This window comes from Actinacidiphila glaucinigra (assembly GCF_035918135.1).
In the GTDB taxonomy this organism is placed as follows: domain Bacteria; phylum Actinomycetota; class Actinomycetes; order Streptomycetales; family Streptomycetaceae; genus Actinacidiphila; species Actinacidiphila glaucinigra.
This window is the reverse complement of record NZ_CP109144.1, coordinates 8,319,136-8,340,298: the sequence shown is the minus strand read 5'-3', so window position 1 is coordinate 8,340,298 and position 21,163 is coordinate 8,319,136. Positions and strand designations below refer to the sequence as shown.

General features: G+C 74.0%; 18 protein-coding genes. 4 read left to right on the top strand and 14 right to left on the bottom strand.

Going from position 1 to position 21,163, the window contains the following annotated elements; all coding sequences use genetic code 11:
• Positions 1-13: 13 nt before the first annotated feature.
• The 3 genes from OIE69_RS37935 to OIE69_RS37925 are packed head-to-tail and all read right to left on the bottom strand — an operon-like array spanning position 14 to position 6,277.
• Positions 14-4,510 (bottom strand): FtsK/SpoIIIE domain-containing protein, encoded by a 4,497-nt coding sequence (locus OIE69_RS37935; RefSeq protein WP_326579484.1) that lies wholly within the window; start codon positions 4,508-4,510, stop codon positions 14-16.
• A gap of 19 nt (positions 4,511-4,529) precedes the next feature.
• A complete protein-coding gene (locus tag OIE69_RS37930) occupies positions 4,530-5,687 on the bottom strand; it encodes a hypothetical protein (RefSeq protein WP_326579482.1) in 1,158 nt (385 codons plus the stop codon).
• Positions 5,684-6,277: a sigma-70 family RNA polymerase sigma factor gene (locus tag OIE69_RS37925; RefSeq protein WP_326579480.1), complete on the bottom strand. Its 594-nt coding sequence runs from the start codon at positions 6,275-6,277 to the stop codon at positions 5,684-5,686. Before OIE69_RS37925 ends, OIE69_RS37930 begins: the two co-directional genes overlap by 4 nt.
• A gap of 172 nt (positions 6,278-6,449) precedes the next feature.
• On the opposite strand from OIE69_RS37925, the gene OIE69_RS37920 reads away from it, so the two are divergent.
• A complete protein-coding gene (locus OIE69_RS37920; protein WP_326579478.1) occupies positions 6,450-7,439 on the top strand; it encodes a ricin-type beta-trefoil lectin domain protein in 990 nt (329 codons plus the stop codon).
• Positions 7,440-7,528: 89 nt separating this feature from the next.
• Here the strand turns inward: OIE69_RS37920 and OIE69_RS37915 are convergent, their stop codons facing one another.
• Complete coding sequence (locus tag OIE69_RS37915) at positions 7,529-8,476, bottom strand: SIS domain-containing protein (RefSeq protein ID WP_326579476.1); 948 nt, start codon at positions 8,474-8,476, stop codon at positions 7,529-7,531.
• A gap of 166 nt (positions 8,477-8,642) precedes the next feature.
• Entirely contained in the window at positions 8,643-9,431 is a 789-nt protein-coding gene (locus tag OIE69_RS37910; protein ID WP_326579474.1) for a DeoR/GlpR family DNA-binding transcription regulator, read from the bottom strand.
• A 132-nt stretch (positions 9,432-9,563) separates the two neighbouring features.
• Between OIE69_RS37910 and OIE69_RS37905 the strand changes: the two genes are divergently transcribed.
• Entirely contained in the window at positions 9,564-10,397 is an 834-nt protein-coding gene (locus tag OIE69_RS37905) for a class II fructose-bisphosphate aldolase (RefSeq protein WP_326579472.1), read from the top strand.
• Between the two features lie 25 nt (positions 10,398-10,422).
• Here the strand turns inward: OIE69_RS37905 and OIE69_RS37900 are convergent, their stop codons facing one another.
• Positions 10,423-11,181 (bottom strand): hypothetical protein, encoded by a 759-nt coding sequence (locus OIE69_RS37900; RefSeq protein WP_326579470.1) that lies wholly within the window; start codon positions 11,179-11,181, stop codon positions 10,423-10,425.
• Between the two features lie 170 nt (positions 11,182-11,351).
• Here OIE69_RS37900 and OIE69_RS37895 point away from each other — a divergent pair, with 170 nt between their 5' ends.
• Complete coding sequence (locus tag OIE69_RS37895; RefSeq protein ID WP_326579468.1) at positions 11,352-12,626, top strand: MFS transporter; 1,275 nt, start codon at positions 11,352-11,354, stop codon at positions 12,624-12,626.
• A gap of 61 nt (positions 12,627-12,687) precedes the next feature.
• On the opposite strand, the gene OIE69_RS37890 is transcribed toward OIE69_RS37895, so the two are convergent.
• From OIE69_RS37890 to OIE69_RS37875, 4 genes are all read right to left on the bottom strand, one after another.
• Positions 12,688-13,212, bottom strand: a complete 525-nt coding sequence (locus OIE69_RS37890; protein WP_326579465.1) for a hypothetical protein — start codon at positions 13,210-13,212, stop codon at positions 12,688-12,690.
• A gap of 81 nt (positions 13,213-13,293) precedes the next feature.
• Positions 13,294-13,959, bottom strand: coding sequence for an ATP-binding protein (locus OIE69_RS37885; RefSeq protein ID WP_326579464.1), 666 nt, complete (start codon positions 13,957-13,959; stop codon positions 13,294-13,296).
• Between the two features lie 101 nt (positions 13,960-14,060).
• Complete coding sequence (locus OIE69_RS37880) at positions 14,061-14,774, bottom strand: SDR family NAD(P)-dependent oxidoreductase (RefSeq protein WP_326579463.1); 714 nt, start codon at positions 14,772-14,774, stop codon at positions 14,061-14,063.
• A gap of 106 nt (positions 14,775-14,880) precedes the next feature.
• The gene (locus OIE69_RS37875; RefSeq protein WP_326579462.1) at positions 14,881-15,795 is read right to left on the bottom strand and encodes a LysR family transcriptional regulator; all 915 of its coding nucleotides are present in this window, start codon (positions 15,793-15,795) and stop codon (positions 14,881-14,883) included.
• 200 nt (positions 15,796-15,995) lie between these two features.
• Here OIE69_RS37875 and OIE69_RS37870 point away from each other — a divergent pair, with 200 nt between their 5' ends.
• On the top strand, positions 15,996-16,616 hold the full coding sequence (locus OIE69_RS37870) for a TetR/AcrR family transcriptional regulator (protein WP_326579459.1): 621 nt from the start codon (positions 15,996-15,998) through the stop codon (positions 16,614-16,616).
• 58 nt (positions 16,617-16,674) lie between these two features.
• Here OIE69_RS37870 and OIE69_RS37865 read toward each other — a convergent pair whose 3' ends face one another.
• The 4 genes from OIE69_RS37865 to OIE69_RS37850 form a co-directional block, all read right to left on the bottom strand.
• Positions 16,675-17,118 (bottom strand): VOC family protein, encoded by a 444-nt coding sequence (locus tag OIE69_RS37865; RefSeq protein ID WP_326579457.1) that lies wholly within the window; start codon positions 17,116-17,118, stop codon positions 16,675-16,677.
• A gap of 149 nt (positions 17,119-17,267) precedes the next feature.
• Positions 17,268-18,053 (bottom strand): alpha/beta fold hydrolase, encoded by a 786-nt coding sequence (locus OIE69_RS37860; RefSeq protein WP_326579455.1) that lies wholly within the window; start codon positions 18,051-18,053, stop codon positions 17,268-17,270.
• A 640-nt stretch (positions 18,054-18,693) separates the two neighbouring features.
• A complete protein-coding gene (gene kdpA / locus OIE69_RS37855) occupies positions 18,694-20,322 on the bottom strand; it encodes a potassium-transporting ATPase subunit KdpA (protein ID WP_326579453.1) in 1,629 nt (542 codons plus the stop codon).
• On the bottom strand, positions 20,319-21,161 hold the full coding sequence (locus OIE69_RS37850; protein WP_326579451.1) for a potassium-transporting ATPase subunit C: 843 nt from the start codon (positions 21,159-21,161) through the stop codon (positions 20,319-20,321). The genes kdpA and OIE69_RS37850 overlap by 4 nt, the downstream gene beginning before the upstream one ends.
• Positions 21,162-21,163: the final 2 nt, after the last annotated feature.

Genomic DNA, 21,163 nt, shown 5'->3' with positions numbered 1-21,163 from the left:
CACGGCACGGGCTTCACTCCGTGCGGAGCGAGGTCAGCGGCACCTGGAGTGCCATCACCTCGTTGCCCGGTCCCGCGGTCCAGCCGCGGCCCGCGTGGGGTGCCACCCGGGTGACGGCGTGCGGCAGCCGCACGCCGATCAGGTCGCCCTCGGTGGTGCTCTTCGGGCCGAGCAGCAGGCCGCGGCGGGCCTTGCGGGCGCTGGACATCCAGCCGCTCATGCCGCCCTGGACACCGTCGGCGGTCGCGGCGTAGACGAGGCCGAGGCCCTGGTCGCGGCCGGACACCGTGATCTCCTTGAGGAGCTTGTCCGCGCCGGACATCGCCAGCAGGTCGGCGTCGTCGACGATCACCACCCGCGGGCCGGGCAGCGCGGCGAGCGCGGAGCGCACCGCCTCCTCGGTCGGTTCGGTGTCGGTGATGACGCGGACCGTGGTGTGCCGGCTGAGTCCGCGCAGCGGGGACTCGCGCGGGGTGAGGACGACCAGCGAGGTGCCCCCGGCGAGCAGCGAGACCGCCAGCGAGGCCAGCGTGTTGCTGCGCCCGGACCCGGTGGGGCCGATGACGCCGAACACCGCGGACGCGCCCGCGAGGTCCACGCCGACCGGCTCTCCGCCGTCGCCGCCGATGCCCAGCAGGCCCCACAGGGGCCGCCGCTGCCCGGCGGGCACCTTGTCGTAGACATCGGCGAACTCCGCCGACCGCGGCAGCGAGGCCACCGTGAAGGGGCGCCGCGCCTGCGGCACCCGCGCGTCGCGCTTGAGTGCCGCGGCCCCGATCTTGCGCAGTGCCTCGACCTGCTCGGTGCCGCCGCCGGGGGCGAGCAGCGCGATCTGGGTCTCGGTGCCGGTCAGGACGTGCCAGCCGCGGCCGGGCGGGATCTCCGCCGGCAGCTTGCCGGGCTTCATGCCGACGGCCTGGACGTCGGAGCGGTCGCCGGGCCGCAGGAGCAGCCGGTGGTCGTTGTGCGCCGCCATGCGGCCGCTGAGCAGGGAGCGTTCGGAGGTGCCGACGAAGTGGATGCCGGCGCCGGCGCCTTCGCGCACCAGGCGGACCATGTCCTGGTACATGTGGCTGTACTCGTGCTCGTCGAGCATGGCCGACAGCGCGTCCCAGCCGTCGACGAGCAGCAGGATGTGCGCGGGGCGTTCGGCCTTCGGGAGCACCTTGCGCAGTTCGTCGATGCCGGTGGCGCTGTGCTGCTGCGCCAGTTCCTGGCGGTGGACGAGTTCCTGGTTGAGGCGGCGCAGCAGCCGTTCCAGCCGCTCGGTGTCGTGGCGGGGGACGACCGCGCCGCAGTGCGGGAGGGTGGTGAGCGCGGCCAGGCCGCCGCCGGCCGCGTCGATGCCGTAGAAGTGCACGTCGGCGGTGCTCTGGTGGCGGGCCGCGGAGCCGGCCAGGGTGCGCAGCACCTGGGTGCGGCCGGAGCGGGGGGCGCCGATGACGTACAGGTGGCCGAAGCTGCTGAGGTCGGCCGCGGCCACGTGGCGCTGCTGCAGCTGCGGCACGTCCTCCAGGGCGTACGGGATGAGCAGGCGTCCCTCGCGGACGGGGTTCATCGCGTCGAGGTCGTCGAGCAGGACCCGGCGTTCCAGCGCGGGCAGCCAGGGACTCGGCTGCGGGGTGTAGTCCTCGATCTGGTCGGCGGCCCCGCGGATCTCGTCCACCAGCACCTGCAGGTCGGTGGGGGCGGGCGCCTGGACGCTCTGGGTGAGGACGACCTCGGACGCAGCCGGCGCCGCGGCCCGGCCGAGCGCGTCCCAGGACAGCTCCGACGCCACGACGGGCTTGCGGGTGCCGCTGTCGGCCTCGGTCTCCTCGGCGGACTTCGGGCGCGGGCGCTCGGCGCCCACCCACGCGGTCTGGAAGGGGTCCGCGGACTTGGGGCCTCGCCGGACGAGGGCACGGCCGGGGGTGGTGGCGGAGATGTCGACGGCGTCGTTGACGTCGATGACGTCCTGGCTCTCGGACGTGTCGGTGACCCGCAGCGCGATCCGGAGGTTGGTGTTGGCGCGGATGTCGGCGGTCACCACACCGGCGGGACGCTGGGTGGCCAGGATCAGGTGGATGCCGAGCGACCGGCCGCGCTGGGCGATGCTGATGAGTCCGGGGACGAAGTCGGGCACCTCGCGCACCAGGGTGGCGAACTCGTCGATGACCAGCAGGAGCCGCGGAAGCGGCGCGAGCGTGGGGTCGGCGGCGCGCTTGGCCTGGTACTCGGGGAGGTCCTTGGCGTCGGCCGCGGCCAGGACGTGCTCACGCCGCATCAGCTCGGCGCCCAGCGACTCCAGGGCGCGCTCGACCAGGTGGGCGTCGAGGTCGGTGACCATGCCGAGGGTGTGCGGCAGGTTCGCGCACTCCTTGAAGGCGCTGCCGCCCTTGTAGTCGACGAGGACGAAGGTCAGCTCGTCGGGCCGGTTGGCGGTGGCGAGGGAGGCGACGAAGGTCTGCAGCAGCTCGGACTTTCCGGAGCCGGTGGTACCGGCGACCAGTCCGTGCGGGCCGTCCTGGACGAGGTCGAGGGAGAACGGGCCCTCGAAGCCGCTGCCGAGCACGAAGGAGGTGGCGGCGGGACGGGACCGCCAGCCCGCCAGGATCTTCTCGGCGCTGGGCGGTTCCTGGTTCAGCAGGTCCAGCAACTTCACGCGCTGCGGGAGTCCCGCGTCGTGCTCGGGGCTGACGTCGCGGACCGGCGCCACGGCTCGGGCGACCTGCTCGCACCACTCGGGCGTGACCTGGTCCGCGCGGACCCCCGGGACCTCGGGCGTGCCGGGACGCTTGACGGTGAGCCGGCCGGCCTCGGCGAGCACGACTCCGGTGCTCTCCTCGGGCAGCAGCCGCTCCTGCTCGTCGAGGCACAGGCTGAAGACGCGCGTGGCCGGGCCCTCGGTGAGGACCTGGACCATGCCGGGCACGTCGCGCAGCCGTCGGGCGCCGTCGGCGATCACCAGGACGTCGGGGCCGACGAGGGCGGCGTTGCGGTCGGAACCCGTGGCCCGCTTGCGCACCTGGATCTGCGCGACCAGTTCCGACACGCGGGCCGCGGTCGACTCGGGGTCGTTGCCGATCAGGACGAGCGGGCCGCCGGGCGCGGCGGGCCGCACGTGCGGGAGCCAGCGCACCCAGGCCCAGTCGCCGGCCCGGCTGGAATCGGTGAGCAGCACGATCCGCAGGTCGCGGGGGGTGTGCAGCACCGCCGCCTGCACGGCCATCCAGCGGGCGAGCGGCTGCACCTCGGCGGCGGGGCCGGCCACGCCCACCACGCCGTGGCCGGTGAGGTCCATGCCGATGGGGGCGTCGGGGATGTTCCAGCGGATGGTGCGGTGGTTCTCGTCGCGGGCGGGGTCCTCGAGTTCGCGCAGCGAGGGCTGGTCGGCGGTGCCCAGCCGCAGCACGAGGTGGTCGGGGTCGTGGCGGCGCCGCTCCCACAGCCGGCTGCCCGGCCCGGTGGCCATCAGGGCGACGGCGGCGGGGTCGGGGGCGGTGACGTGGCGTATCCGGCGCTCGCGGGCGACGGCCTCGCGGACACCGTCCTCGACCACGACGCGGCGCCGGTTGTACTGCCGGTCCGCCTCCTCGTACTCCTTCCGGGCCGAGCGGCGGCCGGTGACCCAGTTGGAGACCATCATCATCGGCCCGAGCAGGATGAAGGCGAGGAAGTAGTACGACTTGAAGATGGCGACCATGAAGAAGCCCATGATCACAGGGGCGATCATCATGGCCGCGGGGAAGGGCCGCTTGGCGGGGGCCGAGGGCGGCGAGGGCAGCCGCACCCGCTCGCCGTCCAGGTGCGGGGCGATCCGCGGCGGACGGTTGTAATCGATGCCGAAGCCGTCCGCGGACTCGGTGACGGCGGCGTCCGCCTCGACCGGCGCGCTCATCCTCAGCAGGACGGAGCCGACGGTCAGGTCCTCGCCGGGCGGCCACGGCACGGGCTGTCCCTGGGCGGCGGTGCGCTCGGTGGTGACCTTGTGCGGACGGGTGCGGCGCAGCGCGGTAACCGCGTCGTCGGGCGGGGGCGCGGCGACCCGGCCGCGCACCTCGTCGCCGGGCGCGGTACCGGTGCGGTGCCAGTGCGCGGAGCCGTCCGCGCCGATTGTCACCCACAGACCGCCCTCGGGGACGCCGTCGCCCTCGAGGCGGATCGCGCAGAGCGGCCCGGAGCCGATCTCGTGGCTGCCGAACCCGAGCCGCCAGGTGCGCCCGGCCTGCGGTCCGGAGACCACGTGGACCTCGGCGAGCACCGGTCCGGCGTCGGCCTCCGCGCCGACGCGGACCCGGTCGGGGTCCGTGCCGGGGGCGCCCAGGCCCAGGACGCCGCCTTCGCGCAGTCCCGCCGCGGCGACGGACGCGTCGGGGTCGAGCCGGTGGCCGTCGAGGTAGAGGTCGCGGGTTCGCGCCCCGTCCACGGCCTCCGAGAGGTCCGCGACGGTGGTGCGTGCGGGCAGCCCTACGAGGTGGTCGCGGCGCGCGCCGTCCACGCCGTCGACGGTGGTGATGGTGAGGTTCACGGTCTTCCCAGTTCGGGCGTCACGAGGACGAGGAGCGTGCGGTGGCGGCGGAGACGCCCGCCGGTCCGAATGCGGTCGGCTCGGCGAGGTCGCCGTCCTCGTCGCCGGGTTCTGCGGCGGCGGGGGCGGCGGTGGCCGGGGCGGGCTCGGGCCGGGGGGCGGTCGCGGAGACGGCCATGGCGGTGGGCGGGAGCCCGGTCTCGACGAGGTCGTCGTCGGCGGACAGGGCGTGGAGCGTCTTCGGCGGGTTGGGGCCGGCGCCCCCGTCGTCCCCGGGGACGGGCGGCAGGGTGTGCACCAGCCGGGAGACGACACGGGCCAGGGGCAGGGCGTCGACGGTGAGGGCGGGCGGGCCGCCGTGCAGGCGCAGGTGGCCGTCCCGGTCCGCCTCCAGGATCAGGGTGCTGTGGTGGGCGACGCCCAGGGTGAGCAGGCGCATGCCGGCCGGCCGGTTGCGTTCCGGTGCCTCGGCGCTCACGGCGTAGCCGGCGCCGGGCCGCTCGAAGACGTCGGCGGGGCCGTCGTGCCGGGGGTGCACCCCGGCGCCGACCACGACACGGCCCGCGGGGAGGCGGGCGTCGAGTTGCGCGGCGAGGGCCTGGAGGACCGCGCGGGCGGTACGGCGTTCACCGGTGACGGACACCGCCGGGGGAACGGCCGCCAGGTCGAGCAGCACCGCGTCGGTACCGGACCTGCCGAGGCAGACCAGCACGGGGGCGTCGCCGTCGCGCCCGGTCTCCGGTGCGGCGGCGAGGTCGGCGCGGCTGATCCACCACAGCCGCGGTTCGGCCGCGTCCCGGGCCCACGGTTCGGGCAGCGCGGACTCGCCGTGGCCGTGGGCGGCGTAGACGCCGACGACGTCGGTGCCGAGGAGCGCCGCGTACGGCCGCGCGTCGGGGCGTGCGGCGGCGGCGCGGCGCAGCGCGGTCGCGCCGTCCGTCCAGCCGGCGGTGTCGCGGAGCAGGCGGCCGAGCACCCGCAGACCGCGGCGGTGCCGCAGTTCCGTACGGACCGGTGTGGCGAAGGCGCGGGCGGCCGTCCTCAGTTCGCGCACCACGCGGCGGCGCAGTGCGCCCCAGCCGCCCTTGCGGCGGACGATCCAGTGCGCCAGGACGACGACGAGGATCAGCAGCCCGATGAGTCCGATGAGCCGCGTCCAGCCTGCGGGAACGTTCACGCGGCCACTCCGTCCACGCCTCGGCGGGCGAGTTCGGCCCGCAGGGCCCGCACACCATGGTGGGTGCGGGACTTGACAGTGCCCCGCGGCACGCCCAGTTCGGCGGCGGCGTCGGCTCCGGTCTGGTCCATCACGTGCACCCGGACGACCGCCTCGCGGTGTGCGGGGGCCAGGGCGCTCAGCGCGGCGAGCAGCACGGAGCGGTCCTCGACGAGGCCGGCGTGGTCGCCGGCGTGCTCGAGGGCGGTACCCGCGAAGTCCGCGGCGGTGATGCCGACGGGCACGGCGCGGTCGCGGCGGCGGTGGTCGACCACGAGATTGCGGGCGACCCGGAAGAGCCACATGCGGACCGGCCGCTCGTGCACGTCCAGCCGTCCGGCGCGCTGCAGGGCGCGCAGCATGGTCTCCTGGAGCACGTCCTCCGCGGCATGCACGTCGCGGCCCATCAGGCCGATGACGAACCTTCGCAGGCTGTCCCGCTCGGCGATGATCAGGCTGGCGACAGCGCTGTGTTCGTCGGCGTCGCCGGTGTCGTGCCCGGCGGGGATGTCCGCCCCGCCCTCACGACGGTCGGACTCGTTCACACACATGGCGTACAGATTAAGCTGCTGAACGAGATGCTCTGACCACAGTGTTGGCGCATATTCGATCATTCGCTGTCACACTTGGTGAAATTTTAAACTAATGTTCACCTTGCCGAAATCGATGGGCGGACGCGCGCCCTACGCTTCCGCGCAGACTCCCGATCCGACAGGAGACCACGTGCCTCCCCATCCCGATCCACGGGACCCCGAGGTTCTCGACGGGGCCGAGCCCCGCTTCGCGGACACCTTCGCCCGACGCCCCTCCCTGCCGCACCGGCGGCTGCTGCCGGACCGGCGGGCGTGGAGTGTACTGGCGACCACCTCGGCCGTCATCGGCTGCGCGGTGCTGGTCGTGCCCTTGATGGCGCGAATCGATGTGCTGCCCGACGGGGGCGGCAAGGGCGACCCGGTGGCGGCCGTCGCGCCCAGCGCCTCGCAGAACGGCGTCCTGCCGGCGTCGCCCGGCGCGAACGGCTCAAAGGGCTCCGCCACCACGGGCAAGAACAACGCTCCGGTGACCGGGTCGCAGGGGCAGTTGAACAGCGGCGGTTCTTCGGGCGGCACCGGCGGCGGCCTGCCGGCCGTGGGCGGCGGCACCGGCGGCACCGGCGGCAGCGGAAGCGGAAGCGGAAGCGGCGGAACCAGCGGCAGCGGCGGATCGGCCACGGGCGGCTCCGGCGGTGGTTCGGCCACCGGAGGCTCCGGCGGCTCGTCGGGGTCCGGATCGGGTTCGTCTGCCGGCAACCCCACGCCGACCAAGACACAGCAGACCGCCACCGTGCCCGGTGTGCGGATCCGCAGCGTGCAGAGCGGCCGCTGCATCGCGGTCAGCGGCGCGAAGAACAGCACCGGCCGCGACGGCGCCCGGCTGCAGATCCAGGACTGCGACGGCGGCGCCTGGCAGAAGTGGGACTTCCGCTCCGACGGCACCATCCGCGCCTTCGGCATGTGCATGGACCTGGCCGGCGCCTCGTTCACCGACGGTGCGGTCATACAGCTGGCCCGCTGCAACGGCGGCTGGGCCCAGCAGTTCAGGCTCAACACCTCGAGCGACCTGACCAACAAGAACAAGTGCGTCGACGTGCTCGACAAGGGCACGTCCAGCGGCACCCCGCTCCAGCTGTGGACGTGCTACGGGACGCAGAACCAGAAGTGGGCCAAGGCCTGACGGTCACGGTCCTCGCCTGATGCCGTCCCCGCCCCTCCTCGGGGCGGGGACGGCATCCGCGTTCCGGCGTACGGACGACGGCCCGGCCGTCAGCCCCGGTCGTCCGCGAGGACCACCGAGCGCGTGAGGTGCCGGGGCGCGTCCGGGTCGAGGCCGCGCGCCGCGCCGAGCGCGGCGGCCAGCCGCTGCACGACGACCAGGTCGGCGAGGGGGTCGCGTCCCAGGGCGACCAGGCGGCCGCCGGTGCGCGCGATCTCCCCCTCCAGCCCCGCCGGAAGGTCCGCGGGGTCGCCGAACCACCACGCCACCCGGCCGGGCCCGGTGACGCTGATCGGGCCGTGCCGGTACTCCATGACCGGGTACGCCTCCGTCCAGGCGCCGGACGCCTCCCGCATCTTGAGCGCCGCCTCCTGTGCCACATCGTAGGCCCAGCCACGGCCGAGGAAGGTGAACTGCTCGGTCTCCAGCAGCCCTTTGGGCAGCGGCGCGGCGAGCGCGTCCTCCGCCTGCGCGGGCAGACCTGCGAGGTCCTCCCCGAGCAGCGTGCGCAGCAGGACGAGTTCGGTGGTGGCGAAGCGGGTCTGGACGACCGAGGTCTCGTCGGCGAAGTCCAGCACCACCGCCGCGTCGGCCAGTTCCATGACGGGGGTGGCGGGGTCGGCGGTGACGGCCACCGTGGAGGTGGTGCCGCGCAGCCGGGCCAGCACCTCCAGCACCTCGGTCGTCGTACCGGACCGGGTAAGGGCGAGGACCCGGTCGTAGGACCGGCCGGCCGGCATCTCCGACGCGGCGAAGGCGTCCGTCTCGCCCTGGCCCGCGGTCTCGCGGAGCACCGCGTAGGCGTGCCCCATGAACCACGAGGTGCCGCAGCCCACGACCGCGACCCGCTCACCGGGCCGGGGCATCGCGGCCCGCCAGGGTGCTTCCCCGTCGCCCGCGAGCGCGACGGCGCGGCGCCAGCAGTCCGGCTGCGTCGCTGTCTCGGTCTCGGTCCTGGTCCTGGTCCGGCTCTCGTTCCGGGTCTCACTCTGACTCATCGATGGACTCCGTCCCTGTCCGGCGGCCCTTGACACCGAGCACGCCCGGCCGATCATCATGTGTGAAGTTGCTCGACTCTAGCAATTTTCCTGCAGAAAATTGCATGCTTCTTCATGGACGGCGAGACGGCGAAGGGGGAGGTGGCCGGTGCGACGGCAGGCCCGGTCAGGCCCGGAGTACCTCGACTCCGGCCGCCGAGAAGGGCTCGACGAGCGAGGCCGGGGCGTTCCCGTCCGTCACCAGGACGTCGACGTCCTCCACCGGGCAGATCCGCGCGAAGGCCCGCTTCCCCAACTTGGACGCGTCGGCGACCACCACCACCCGCTCGGCGCGCCGGGCGAGCGCCCGGTTGATGCTCGCCTCTCCCTCGTGCCGGGCCGCCGCACCCTGGGTGACGTCGACGGCGTCCACTCCGAGGAAGACCAGATCGAGGGTGAGCTGCGCGAGCAGTTCCGCGGCCAGCGGCCCGATCAGCTCGTACGAGGCCGGGCGGGCGACGCCGCCGGTCACCACCAGCTTCACGTGCCGCCGGACGGCCAGTTCGCCCGCGATGTTGAGCGCGTTGGTGACGACCGTGAGCGCGGGCTCCGCCCCGTCGCCGGCGAGGTCGGCACGCGCGGCGAGAGCCCGGGCCACCTCGGTGGTCGTGGTACCTCCGTTGAGCCCCACCACTGTGCCCGGCTTCACCAGGGCCGCGGCCGCCCGGGCGATGCGCTCCTTCTCCGGGGCATTGCGGGCGGCCTTGTAGCGCAGGGGCAGGTCGTAGGCGATCGCATTGATCACCGCGCCGCCGTGGGTGCGGGTGACCATGTTCTGCCGGGCCAGTTCGTCCAGGTCGCGCCGGATCGTCGCGGCGGAGACCGCCAGTTCGGCGGCGGCCGGTTCGACCTCGACGCTCCCGTCCCGGGTCAGCATCTCCAGCAGCGCGCTCCATCGGGCCTGTGGTCCCGCCATCTCCTCGTCCCCTGTCGTCGGGTGTGCCGGCCCGGGAGCCGTGCCCCTGCGCCGCCGCGCACGTTTATGCGGTGTTTCCGGGTTGAACCATCACGTTCACGCAACATCATCCCATCGAGAGGTCGCCGCGTCATGCCGCTGGTCCCCACCGCCGAACTCGTCCGCGCGGCGCACGCCGACGGACGCGGGATCGGCGCCTTCAACGTCATCACCCTGGAGCACGCGGAGGCGGTCGTCGCCGGCGCGGAGGCCGCCGGGCTGCCCGCGGTCTGCCAGGTCAGCGAGAACGCGGTCCGTTTCCACGGCGGTTCCCTCGCCCCGATCGCCCGCGCGACCGCCGCGGTCGCCGAGTCCGCCGCGGTCCCCGTGGGTCTCCACCTCGACCACGTCACCGACGAGGATCTGCTGCGCCGCGCGGCGGACTGCGGCTTCGGCTCCGTGATGTACGACGCGTCGGCCCTCCCCCACGCCCGCAACGTCGCCGCCACCCGCGCCGCCGCGGACTGGGCGCACGACCGCGGCCTCTGGCTGGAGGCGGAACTCGGCGAGATAGGCGGCAAGGACGGTGTGCACGCCCCGGGCGCCCGTACCGATCCCGCCGAGGCGGCCGCCTTTGTGGCGGCCACCGGGATCGACGCCCTCGCCGTGGCGGTCGGCAGCTCGCACGCCATGACGACCCGCACGGCGCGGCTCGACCACGATCTGATCGGCCGTCTCCGCGGTGCGGTGACCGTCCCGCTGGTCCTGCACGGCTCCACCGGCGTGCCCGACGACGAGCTGCGCCGGGCCGTCGCCGGGGGCATGGTCAAGATCAACATCGGCACGGCACTGAACATCGCCTTCACCGGCGCGGTACGCGACGTCCTCGCGGCGGACTCCGTCATCGTCGACCCGCGCCGCTACCTGTCCTGCGCCCGCACACGGATGGCCGCGGCCGTGGAGAGCGCCCTGCGCGTCCTCGGCTGACGGCGGACAGGGGACGGGGGAGCCGTCAGCGCCGACCCGCCGCCTGGAGCTGCCGCAGCGTCCAGCCGCGTCCCCCCGGCTCGAGCGGGCGTGTGGCGGCGGTGAACACCTCCGCCGCGCGGCGGTAGGAGAGCCGCCCCCGGCCGGTCCTGAACAGCGGCCCGTCCACCCGCCCGAGCACGAGCAGCGGCAGCAGCCGGGCCGATCCGTCCCCCCAGCGCAGCGGCTGCCCCGCGCGCTCGCGGGTGCGGCGGCCGGGCAGGTCGAGGTCGTCGACGTCGAGCGCGAGGAGCCGTTCGATGGACGCCCCGGTCTCGTGGAGCAGATGCCAGAAGGCCTGCTCCCGCAGCGGCGCCGCCAGCCGGAGGACCTCGCGCACCTGGTCGGCGCCGAGTCCGGCCTCGGCTCGCCGCGCCTTCGGCACGGGCACCGCGCGCAGGACGTCCGTGGGATCGGTGGACAGCCAGCCCGCCGCACGCCACCACGTCACGGCGCTGCTGAGGACGGACAGTTCGCGGTTGGCGGTACGGGCGCCGACGGCCGCGGACCGTGCCGCGAAAGCCTCGCGGAGCCGTCCCACGGTGCCCGGTGCGTCGAGCAGGGCCAGCGGGACCGCCGGAGGTTCGGCGTTGCGGCGTCCATCACCGACGGGCGGTGGACGGTCGACGAGCCCCCACGCCCAGGTGGCCAGCGCGATCCGGTAGACCCGCCGCGAACCCGCGCCCAGTCCGGAGGCCGCGAGGAAGCGGTCGACGGCGACGGCGTACTCCACCGGCTGGGTCATACGAAGCCCACCCCTCCCCCGACGATCCGGCGATCCGGTCACCCCGCGGATCCACCGCAGTAAATGTCTCTGTGTCGTGAACCGAAGCCATCATAAGTTGATTCGACCGGACTCAATAATTTGCTCCGCAGGCCTGGCGTGTCGCCGCACGCGGCCCGCACGCTGCGCCCATGGCACTCGCACTCCGTCCCCCTGTCCTGCGCGAACGCGACTTCCGTCGCTTCTTCATCGGCTACGCCACCTCGCTGTTCGGATCGTCGATGGCGTCCGTCGCACTGGCCTTCGCCATCCTGGAGACCGGCGGAGGTGGCACCGAACTCGGCCTGGTGCTCGCGGCCCGGATCCTGCCGCTGGTGCTCGTACTGCTCGCCGGCGGCGTCCTCACCGACCGCTGGGGCAGCAGGCAGGTGATGCTCGCCGCGGACGTCACACGGTGTCTCAGCCAGGCCGGCCTGGCCCTCGCCCTGCTCGGCGGCGATCCGCACATGGCGACGCTGATCGCGCTGGTCGCCGTCTGGGGCGCGGCCGAGGCCCTGTTCACCCCGGCCCTCGACGCGCTCGTCCCGCGCATCGTCCGGCGCGACGCGCTCTCCGACGGCAACGCGCTGCTCGGTGTGGCCCGTTCGGCGGCCTCGATCGCGGGCCCTGCGCTCGCCGGCGTCATCACGGCGGCCGCGGGCGCCTCGGCGGTCCTGGCCGTGGACGCCGTCAGCTACGGAGTGAGCGTCATCGCGTTGCTCCTGCTGCCGCGCACCGTCCGGGACGCCGGGCCCGCCTCGTCCTTCGTCGCCGAACTACGGGAGGGCTGGACGGAGTTCCGTTCCCGCACCTGGCTGTGGGTCACCTCGGTCCACGTCTGCCTGTTCAACCTCCTCGTGTGGGCGCCGTTCCTCGTCCTCGGGCCGCTGGTGGCCCAGCGGGACCTCGGCGGTCCTGCTTCCTGGGGCCTGGTCATGGCCCTGTACGGGGCGGGTGCGGTGGCGGGCGGGCTCGCGATGCTGGGGCGCCGGCCCCGCCGCCCGCTGTTCGTGGGCACCGCCGCCACCCTGGGCTGGGCGATGCCGTCGGCCGCCCTCGCCGCCGGGCTGCCGCTGCCGTGGATCTGCGCCGCCGCACTGACGGCCGGTGCCGGCTCGTCCGTGTGCGGCACCCTCTACACGACGGTCACTCAGTCGCAGGTGCCGCCCGGCGCGCTCGCCCGGGTCAGCGCGTACGGCGCCTTCGGTGCCTTCGCGCTCGGGCCGGTGGGACTCGCCGCGGCCGGGCCGGTGTCCGTCCTGGTCGGCGTGGGCGGGGTGCTGGGTTTCGGCGCGGTCTGGCAACTCGCCGCGGTGGCCGTGGTCCTGACGCTTCCCGCCGTACGGGCCGCCCTCCAGCAACCCGGGATGACGACCCCCGCCCCCGGCGGGAACCGGGACGCGAGCACCCCCTCCCCCTCGTCCTGAGCCCCGCGACGCCGTCGGACGAGGTGGTGCGCATCGCGCAGACGGAGCTCGTGCGCCGCGCTCACCGTCCGGGCGGCGCCGATTCCCGTCCGGCCGAAGCGCGGGATCGCTCCAAGGCCTGGGCGGGGGTGTCGTAGTAGCCCGGCTCCGCCAGGAGGACCGAGCCGAAGTAGTGGCCCTGTTCCTCCTCCGGATCGTCGTCCGCCGCGAAGGGGCGCCAGAAGGCCAGCAACAGGTCGGGGGCGACGAACGAGGCGGGCTCGTCCGGGTCCTCGTCGATCGTTGTGTGCTCGCGCATCCGCCGCACGACCTCGCGCGCCGGAAGGGCGAACACGTCCAGGCCCCGGAACAGCACGCGATCCGCCGGGGTGACGGGTCTGCCCAGCTCGACGGCTTCGAGGACACCGCGGGAACACTGAATGCTGATCATCAACCCGCTCGGCCGGAACACAGGCTGCCCCGGCCGGTCGGATTCCGAGACGGCGGCCGGGTCTCGGAAGGAGGCCAGGGCGCCGTCGGCGGCTTCGCGGGCCATGCCGATCCGCAGTGGGCCGACGCCGACGGGTGGGACGAGGTCGAGGTCCATCCGGGCATGATGCCAAATGACCTGGCGGGCCCGGCCGGTGAGGCACCGGTTCGGGGCCGGGGGCGGTCCTCGTACCCCGGCTCAGACGAGGCGCAGCAGGCAGCCCGCCGCGAACACCGCGACCAGCAGAAGCACGGCGAGGGCCGTCGCCGGCACGACGGGAACGATCGGGCCGCGGCCTGCGACGTGCCGCCGGGGCCGGTCCAGGGGCCGGTCCAGGGGCAGGTCGGCCCAGCAGGTGGTGCGGCCGGGCCGGACGCTCACGCCGTGGTCGGACGCGAGGGCGGCCACGATCGGCAGGCCCCGCCCGTGTTCGTCCGGCGGCACGCCCTCCCGGTCGCCGGACGGGGCCGGCCCGGCGTCGGTGACCTCGACGCGCAGGGCGTGGTGTCCCCTCCCCAGGACGAGGCGCAGCTCGGCGGGCGACGTACCGTGCGTGACGGCGTTGGTGACCAGCTCCGAGACGACCAGGACGGCTTCGTCCGCCGCGTCCGCCGGTACCGCCGACCGGTCCAGGGCGCGGCGCACCCGCCGGCGCAGGGCGCCGAGCTCGCGAGGGTCGTGCGGGACGGGGAAGCGAAGGTCGGCGCCGGGTACCTCCGTGCGGCGGGCCCGCCAGGGGCAGGGCACCGTGGGCAGGACGTCCAGGATCCGTTCCAGGCCGTCCCGGACCGGACAGCCGGCCGGCCGGGCTGGTGCGTACGTCGGCATGGGGACCTCGGTGGAGTGCGGGGAAGGAGGGGTCACGACCTGGTCTCAACGGTGCGCCCGGGGACCGCGGCACACCAGGACCGGCGGCCTCCGTGGTGGAAGGCCCTGCCTCCCACCACGGCGGAGGTCGCAGGACGTCAACGGCCGGCGCTCTGGCCGCCGTCCACGGGAAGGGTCACACCCGTCACGAACGGCGCCCTCTCCAGGTAGAGCACCGCCTCGACGATGTCGTCGATCTCCCCCATGTGGCCCACCGGGTGCAGCCCGGCCAGTACCTCGTGGGTCTCCACCGGGTGCATCGGGGTCTTGATGGTGCCCAAGGCCACCGCGTTCGCGCGGATCCCCTGCTTCGCGTACTCGGTCGCCAGCGCACGGGTCGCCGCCTGGAGGCCGCCCTTCGTGAGCGACGCCAGCACCGACGTCACCTTCGCGTCCGCCTGGTCACCCAGGCTGCTGGAGATCTGGACGACGTGGCCGCCGCCCTGCTGCAGCATCCGCTCCACCGCCAGCTGCGTGATGCGGAAGAACCCGTCCAGGTTCACACCCAGCACCGCGCGGTAGTCCTCCTCGGTGTACTCGGTGAACGGCTTCGCCACGAAGATCCCCGCGTTGTTGACCAGCGTGTCCACCCGGCCGAACCGCTCCACCGCCGTCGCGATCACCCGCTCCGCCGTATCCCGCTCGGCGATGTCCCCGGGGACCGCCACCACTCCCGGGTCCGTTGACGCGCCGATGTTCCGCGAGGTGGCCACCACCGCGTAGCCCAGCTTCCGGTACCCCTCGACCAGCCCCGCACCGATGCCCTGCGAGGCTCCCGTGACAACCGCGACCTTCTGACCCTGAACGCTCATGACCTGCTCCCGATGGTTGGGGGTGAACGGACTCCGCCGGCAAAATAGCCGACCGGTCACCTATAACCGGGACAACCTGACGACAATTCCGGCATATCATCGGAATCTATCGCTTGTAGGGGTCCCCGTCGGGTAGCCAGACGTCCGAACGGTGGATGCCGATGTCGCCCACCCCCTCGGTGAGGGCGTCCACCACGGCCAGCACCGTGGCGCTGACCTCGTCGGCCCGCCAGACCAGCGACCAGGTCCAGTAGACCTCGGGGCCGAGCACCGGACGCTTGACCAGGTCGGGCGGCAGCGGGGCGGTCTGGCCCTTGGGGCAGTTGACGACCGGCCCCCGGCAGCGGCGAACGTGGTCGAAGAACCCGCTGCCGGTGACTCCGCCGTCGGAGATCCGGACCGCGCGGGCCCCCGTGTCGGCGGCAAGCCGCTCCGCGTAGAGGTTCCACGACAGCCAGGAGGTGGTGTCGTCGTCGAGGAGGACGGCGGTGTCCTCGGCACGCACGGGACTGGTGTCGTCGCCGGTGGAGACCGCGTAGAGCAGGTCCGCGCCCAGGAGCCGGGACCGCAGGCCCTGCCGCTGCAAATCCTCGGTCCGCACCCAGCAGACCGCGAGGTCCAGGCTGCCGTCGGCGACCCGGGCGGCCTGGGTGTGGGAGGGCGCGATCCACGCGTCGACGTGCAGCCGCGCCACCGCCGACGCGCGGGCCGCCAGGTCGGTGGGGAGCCAGTTGGCGTAGCCGAGCCGCACCGCCTCCGAGCCCGCCAGCTGCTTCGCCCGGCGCCCCACGTCGTCGGCGCGCTCCAGCAGCGCCCGGACGTGCGGGAGCAGCGCCGAGCCCGCGGGGGTGAGGGACACCGAGCGGCGGTCGCGGTCGAAGAGCCGGACCCCCAGGTCGCGTTCGAGCGCCTTGATCTGCTGGGACAGGGAGGGCCCGGCGATCAGGAGCCGTTCGGCCGCCCGGCCGAAGTTCAGCTCCTCGGCGACCGCGACGAAGTACCGAAGTTGACGCAGCTCCACGCCGCCATGCTAGGGCCTGGCAGGGATCCCCGAGACGCCGGGCGGGTGGGAGTCCCCGCCTCGCAGCAGGGAGGAACCAGGTCCTGGCGGGCGGCCCGCCGCCCGACCCACCATGGGGGCCGGCCGGGATTCCCGGCCTGGGGGAGCAGCGGTCCCGGCCGGTCGGCGAGGAAATAGTCGATCGGTCGTATACTGGTGCCATGGGACGCACAAGTGATGCCAGGGAGAAGATCATCACTGCCGCGCAGACGCTCATCGAGCAGCGCGGCTACTCCGCCCTGGGGGTGGCCGAGATCTGCAAGGCGGCCGGGGTGCCCAAGGGCAGTTTCTACTACTTCTTCGAGTCCAAGGAAGCCCTCGCCCTGACCGTCGTCGACGAGCACTGGGCGGCGCAGAGGCGCGAGTGGACCCGCATCCTGGGCGCCGACGCGGCACCCCTGGAGCGGCTGCGCCGGCTGTTCGAGGCGACCGAGGAGATCCAGCACGCGGGTCAGCAGTCGTGCGGCACGGTGTCGGGATGCATGTTCGGCAACCTGACGCTGGAGATGAGCAACCAGACCGAGTCCATCCGCGGACGGCTGCAGGAGATCTTCGACACGCAGGTCGGGATGATCGACGAGGTCGTCACCGAGGCCCGCGAGCGCGGCGAGGTCACCGTCGCCGACACCCACGCGGCCGCGGCGTCGATCGTCGCGCAGCTCGAGGGGCAGGTGCTCTTCGCGAAGCTCTACAACGACACCGGTCGCCTCAGCCCGCTCTGGACGAACTGCCTCGCCATCCTCGGCGTGACCGCGCTGCCGGAGGCCGTGGCCGGCGCGTGACGGTGCCGCACCGCGGGCCCGCCGCCCGCGGTGCGCAGCCCCGCGCCGCGGGCGGCGGTCAGCGCCCCGGCAGCCGCTCGGTGATCTCCTGGAACACCCACTCGTTGCCGTCGGGGTCGCTGAACGACGCGAACGAGCAGTAGCTGCGCCGCTCCGCGTCGGGGCCCGCCACGCGTCCTTCCGTACCCGCGCGGTGGAACACCCCTCCGGCGTCGTGGAACACCTCGCTCACCTCGACCCCGCGGCCCACGAGCTCCTCCCGGGCGCCCACGGCGTCCTCCACGATCAGGTGGAGACCCCTGGCCGAGCCCGGCTCGGTCGCACTGACCCCCGTGCCGAAGATGACCGAGCAGAGCGAGCCGGGCGGGGTCACCTGGATCACGCGGAAGTCCTCGCCGGTGGTGACGTCCGCGTCGAGCCGCCAGCCGAGACCCGTGTAGAAGTCCTTGGCCCGGTCGACGTCGGCGACGGGCACCACCACGACCTCGAGTTTCATGTCCACAGGGGTTGCTCCTCTCCCTAGCCCGTCCCGCGTGCGCGGCACGTCGGACGCCACGGTCCGTGGGGATGATCCGTACCCCCGCGACCCGGCGCGCGGTCGGTGCGGACGGGAGGGCCACCGCGTTGGCGGTGCGAGCGCCCCGAAGGGTTCTACAGGGCGAGGAACGGAACCAGCGCCGCGGTCACGTCGGCGGGGGCGTCCATGGCGACGAGGTGGGCCGCGGCCGGGAACTCGACCAGGGCGGCGCCGGGGATCGTGGCGGCGTAGCGGCGGGCGATGTCCTGGAAGTCCGGCACGTCGAGGAGGCCGACGCCGACCAGGGTGGGCACGGAGAGGGTGGCGACGTCGCCGTCCGCGCGGCCGCGGGAGTGCGCCTCGACCGCGCCCTGGTGGCTCAGCGCGGTCCGCATCGGCCCGCGCAGCCGGTCGGCCGACCCGGCGGGTACCTCGCCCCGCCCCCGGACGGGGCCGTACAGCCACATGTCGAGGTTGACGCGGACCGCGGCGTCGAGGTCTCCCGCGGCGAGTGCCTCGGTCTCGGCCGCGTCGTAGGCGATCATCTGCGGCGACCAGTCGTACCCCGGCCACGGCGGGGCGAACACGGCCAGGGAGTGGACGCGCGCGGGGTGGGCGAGCGCGAAGTCGAGCGCCACACGGCCCCCGAAGGAAGCACCCACCACGCGGGCGCGCTCGTGGCCGAAGTGGTCCAGGACACGGCGCAGGTCGTCGTGTTCGCTGAACGGGCCGGTGGGTGGCGGGGACTGGCCGAAGCCCCGCATGTCGTAGCGGATGACGGTGTGGTGTTCGGCGAGGCCGGGCACGACGCCGTCCCACATGCGGTGGTCGGCGACGCCGGCGTGCACGAGGACGACGGGCGGCCCGTCCCCCGTCACCGTGCAGGCCAGACGTCCGAGTTCGTCGGTGAGTGTGATCATCCGCAGATACTCGCACGACGCCGCAGAGCGCGCCCGCGCATTTCGCACGGACGGCGCTCTGCCGCGCCGGGAACACACGCCCCCGTCATCGCCCGGCCGCCGGCCGTTCCCCTCGCGGGAAGTTCTCGGGGAAGGGGCCCGCGCCGCGTCTGCCGCGTTCGCCCGCGCTTCCTCCCGTCGTCATCCGGGTGAAGAGAGCGCGTATCGCATTTCCGGGGCGTGGCCGGAGGGGCCGGGTCCGCCGCCCGGCACCGGCCTCGGCGCGTCGTGTACGTGAGGCAGGCGAACCGGCCGGCCCGCTCGACGCCGGTCAGCCGCAGCCGGGCCGAGGTCAACCGCCTCGGGAGCAGCGGCGCGCCGGCGCCGAGGGTCACCGGGGCGACGCTCAGGACCAGGCCGCCCGGCAGTCCGCGGCCGGCGGAGCAGCCGACCGGTTCACCGCCGCCGACCAGCCGGATGTCGCGGCCCCGGGCGGCGGCCGTCATCGCCTCGTGGACGGGGCGGACGTCGTCGCGCACGAAGATGATGTCCGCCCCGGGTACCCGCGTCGGCTGTGAAGCCGTCGAGACTTGTCGGCTGTGAGGTACCGGGTCCTCGTCACTTTCTCAGTCTCGCGGCCCGGGGTGGCGGGCCGTCGGCACTACAGCAGGCCCTCCGCGACCGGCCCGAGGGACAGGACGGGCAGGAAGTTCAGCAACGCCAGGACCAGGGCGGCGCCGGTGGCCAGCACCACGAAGTTGACCCCGTGCGGGCGCAGGGTGCCGACGGTGACCACGCCCGGCCGCTGCCGGGCGAGACGCCCGGCAAGCGCGAGCACGAACACCATCGGGAGGTAGCGGCCGATCAGCATGGCGGCGACCATGAGCAGGTTGTGCAGGTCGGTGGCGCCGTTGAAACCGGCCATCGCGCTGCCGTTGCTGGCCGTGTTGCTGGTGTACGCGTAGATCAGCTCGGTCAGGCCGTGCGGCCCCGGGTTGCCCATCGAGGAACGTCCGCCGGGAAGGGCGACGGCGATGGCGGAGCACACCAGGATCGCGGTGGGCGCGACGAGCGCGTAGAGCACGACGTACCGCATCTCCCCGGCGCCGATGCGCTTGCGCAGGTACTCCGGCGTGCGGCCGACCATCAGGCCGCCGACGAAGACAGCGACGAGCACCGCCATGAGCAGCCCGTACAGTCCGCTCCCGGTGCCGCCGGGCGCGATCTCGCCGAGCATCATGCCGGCCAGCAGGACCCCGCCGCCGAGGCTGGAGAAGCTGTCGTACGAGGCGTTGGCGGCGCCGTCAGCCGACGCGGTCGCCGACACGCCGAACAGGGTGCTCGCCGGTACGCCGAAGCGGGTCTCGGTGCCCTCGGTGTGACCGCCGACCGCGGCGCTGACCGTGCCGGTGTGGGCGCTCTGGGCGAGGTTGGCGGCGGCGAGCAGCAGGCCGAAGAGGATGCCGACCACCGCGAGGAGCGTCCAGCTCTGCCGGAGGCTGCCGACGAGCCTGCCGTAGGTGCGGATCAGCGCGGTCGGAATCAGCAGCATGAGCACGATCTCGAGCGTGTTGCTCCAGGCCGAGGGGTTCTCCAGCGGGTGGGCGCTGTTGGCGTTGAAGACACCGCCGCCGTCGCCCGACATCAGCTTGACGGACTCCCAGGAGCCGACGGGGGCGGCGAGCTGGTCGCTCCCCGACAGATGCTGCGGCACGCCGAGGGCGATCAGGACGATGCCCGAGACGACGGCGAGGGGCAGGAAGACGCGGAAGGTGCTGCGTACCAGGTCGACCCAGAAGTTGCCCAGCTGGTCGGTGTCGCGCCGGACCAGGCCGCGCACGAGGGCGAGCGCGACGCAGATGCCGACCGCGCCGGAGGCGAAGGCCTGGGTGCCCAGGCCCGCCATGACGGCCAGGTGGCCGGTGGTGGACTCGCCCGCGTAGTTCTGCCAGCTGGTGTTGGTGGTGAAGCTGACGGCGGTGTGGAGGGCGAGCCGCCAGGGCATGCCGTCGCGGCCGAGCGACCACGGCAGCTTGTCCTGCAGGGAGAACAGGGCGAAGAGCGCGGCGATGCTCACGGCCGAGAAGGCGAGCAGCGCGAACAGGTAGTGCCGCCAGTCCTGTTCCTTGCCGGGGTCGACGCCGCACAGGCGGTAGAGGGCGCGTTCGGGTCTGAGGTGGCGGCCGCCTTCGAGGGCGCGTGCCATGTAGTCGCCGAGGGGGACGTGGAGGCCGACCACGACGGCGATGACGAGGGAGGCCTGGATCCAGCCGTACATGTCTGCTCTCACGCTCCGCGCGTCGGGTGGGTGCGGTCCAGGGCGGCGTTGAGCTCGACGACGTTCACGGCGGGCTCGCCGAGCACGCCGAGGGCGCGGCCGGTGGTGTACCGCGCGATCAGCGCGCGCACGGTGTCCTCGCCGATCCCCCGCTCGCGGGCGACGCGCGATGCCTGGAGGCCCGCGTACGCGGGGGTGATGTCGGGGTCGAGACCGCTGCCGCTCGCGGTCACCGCGTCCGCGGGAACCTCGGGGCGGGCCGGGGCGTCGCCGCGCACGGGGGTGACGACGGCGCGGGAGTAGTCGGCGCCGGGTTCCGCGCAGCCGACCGCGACGTGCTCATAGGAACCGACGAACGGCCGGGCCGGGCAGGCCTGGTTGAGGCTGACCACGCGGGTCACGCGGCCCGTGGTGCCGCCGTCGCGGAAGACGCCGAGCACGGCCCCGACGCCGTCGGGGGTGCAGTAGGGGCGGGAGCCGTCGACGTCTTCGAGTTCGCCGACCGCCTTGCTGCGCGAGCACACCTGGGTGAGCAGGCTGGGCTTGTCTGCGGTGTCGACGACGCTCTCGGCGCCCTGGTTGCCGGCGCCGGAGGCGGCGGTGTCGTACCCGTCGCCCGCGTTGGAGGGGCGCGACTGGAAGTAGCCGGGCAGCGGGTTGCCCTTGGAGTCGGTGTAGGCCTTGCCGATGAGCGTGTCCCGTGACGAGGCGTCACGCAGGCCCGGCGCCTGGGCGAGCAGTGTCATGCCCAAGGGGTAGGCCAGGCCGACGAGCAGGGTCAGCGCGAGCACCACGCGGACGGCCGCGAGATGATGCGCCGCCCAGCGGGGCAGGGTGGAGGTACGAGACATGG

Bases quoted from the DNA above. Each gene is read 5' to 3' on its own strand.
- OIE69_RS37895 (WP_326579468.1), top strand. From the start codon at position 11,352: ATGGCACTCGCACTCCGTCCCCCTGTCCTGCGCGAACGCGACTTCCGT.
- OIE69_RS37880 (WP_326579463.1), bottom strand. From the start codon at position 14,774: ATGAGCGTTCAGGGTCAGAAGGTCGCGGTTGTCACGGGAGCCTCGCAG.
- OIE69_RS37925 (WP_326579480.1), bottom strand. From the start codon at position 6,277: ATGTGTGTGAACGAGTCCGACCGTCGTGAGGGCGGGGCGGACATCCCC.
- OIE69_RS37860 (WP_326579455.1), bottom strand. From the start codon at position 18,053: ATGATCACACTCACCGACGAACTCGGACGTCTGGCCTGCACGGTGACG.
- OIE69_RS37870 (WP_326579459.1), top strand. From the start codon at position 15,996: ATGGGACGCACAAGTGATGCCAGGGAGAAGATCATCACTGCCGCGCAG.
- OIE69_RS37915 (WP_326579476.1), bottom strand. From the start codon at position 8,476: ATGAGTCAGAGTGAGACCCGGAACGAGAGCCGGACCAGGACCAGGACC.
- OIE69_RS37850 (WP_326579451.1), bottom strand. From the start codon at position 21,161: ATGTCTCGTACCTCCACCCTGCCCCGCTGGGCGGCGCATCATCTCGCG.
- OIE69_RS37905 (WP_326579472.1), top strand. From the start codon at position 9,564: ATGCCGCTGGTCCCCACCGCCGAACTCGTCCGCGCGGCGCACGCCGAC.
- OIE69_RS37910 (WP_326579474.1), bottom strand. From the start codon at position 9,431: ATGGCGGGACCACAGGCCCGATGGAGCGCGCTGCTGGAGATGCTGACC.
- OIE69_RS37890 (WP_326579465.1), bottom strand. From the start codon at position 13,212: ATGGACCTCGACCTCGTCCCACCCGTCGGCGTCGGCCCACTGCGGATC.
- OIE69_RS37900 (WP_326579470.1), bottom strand. From the start codon at position 11,181: ATGACCCAGCCGGTGGAGTACGCCGTCGCCGTCGACCGCTTCCTCGCG.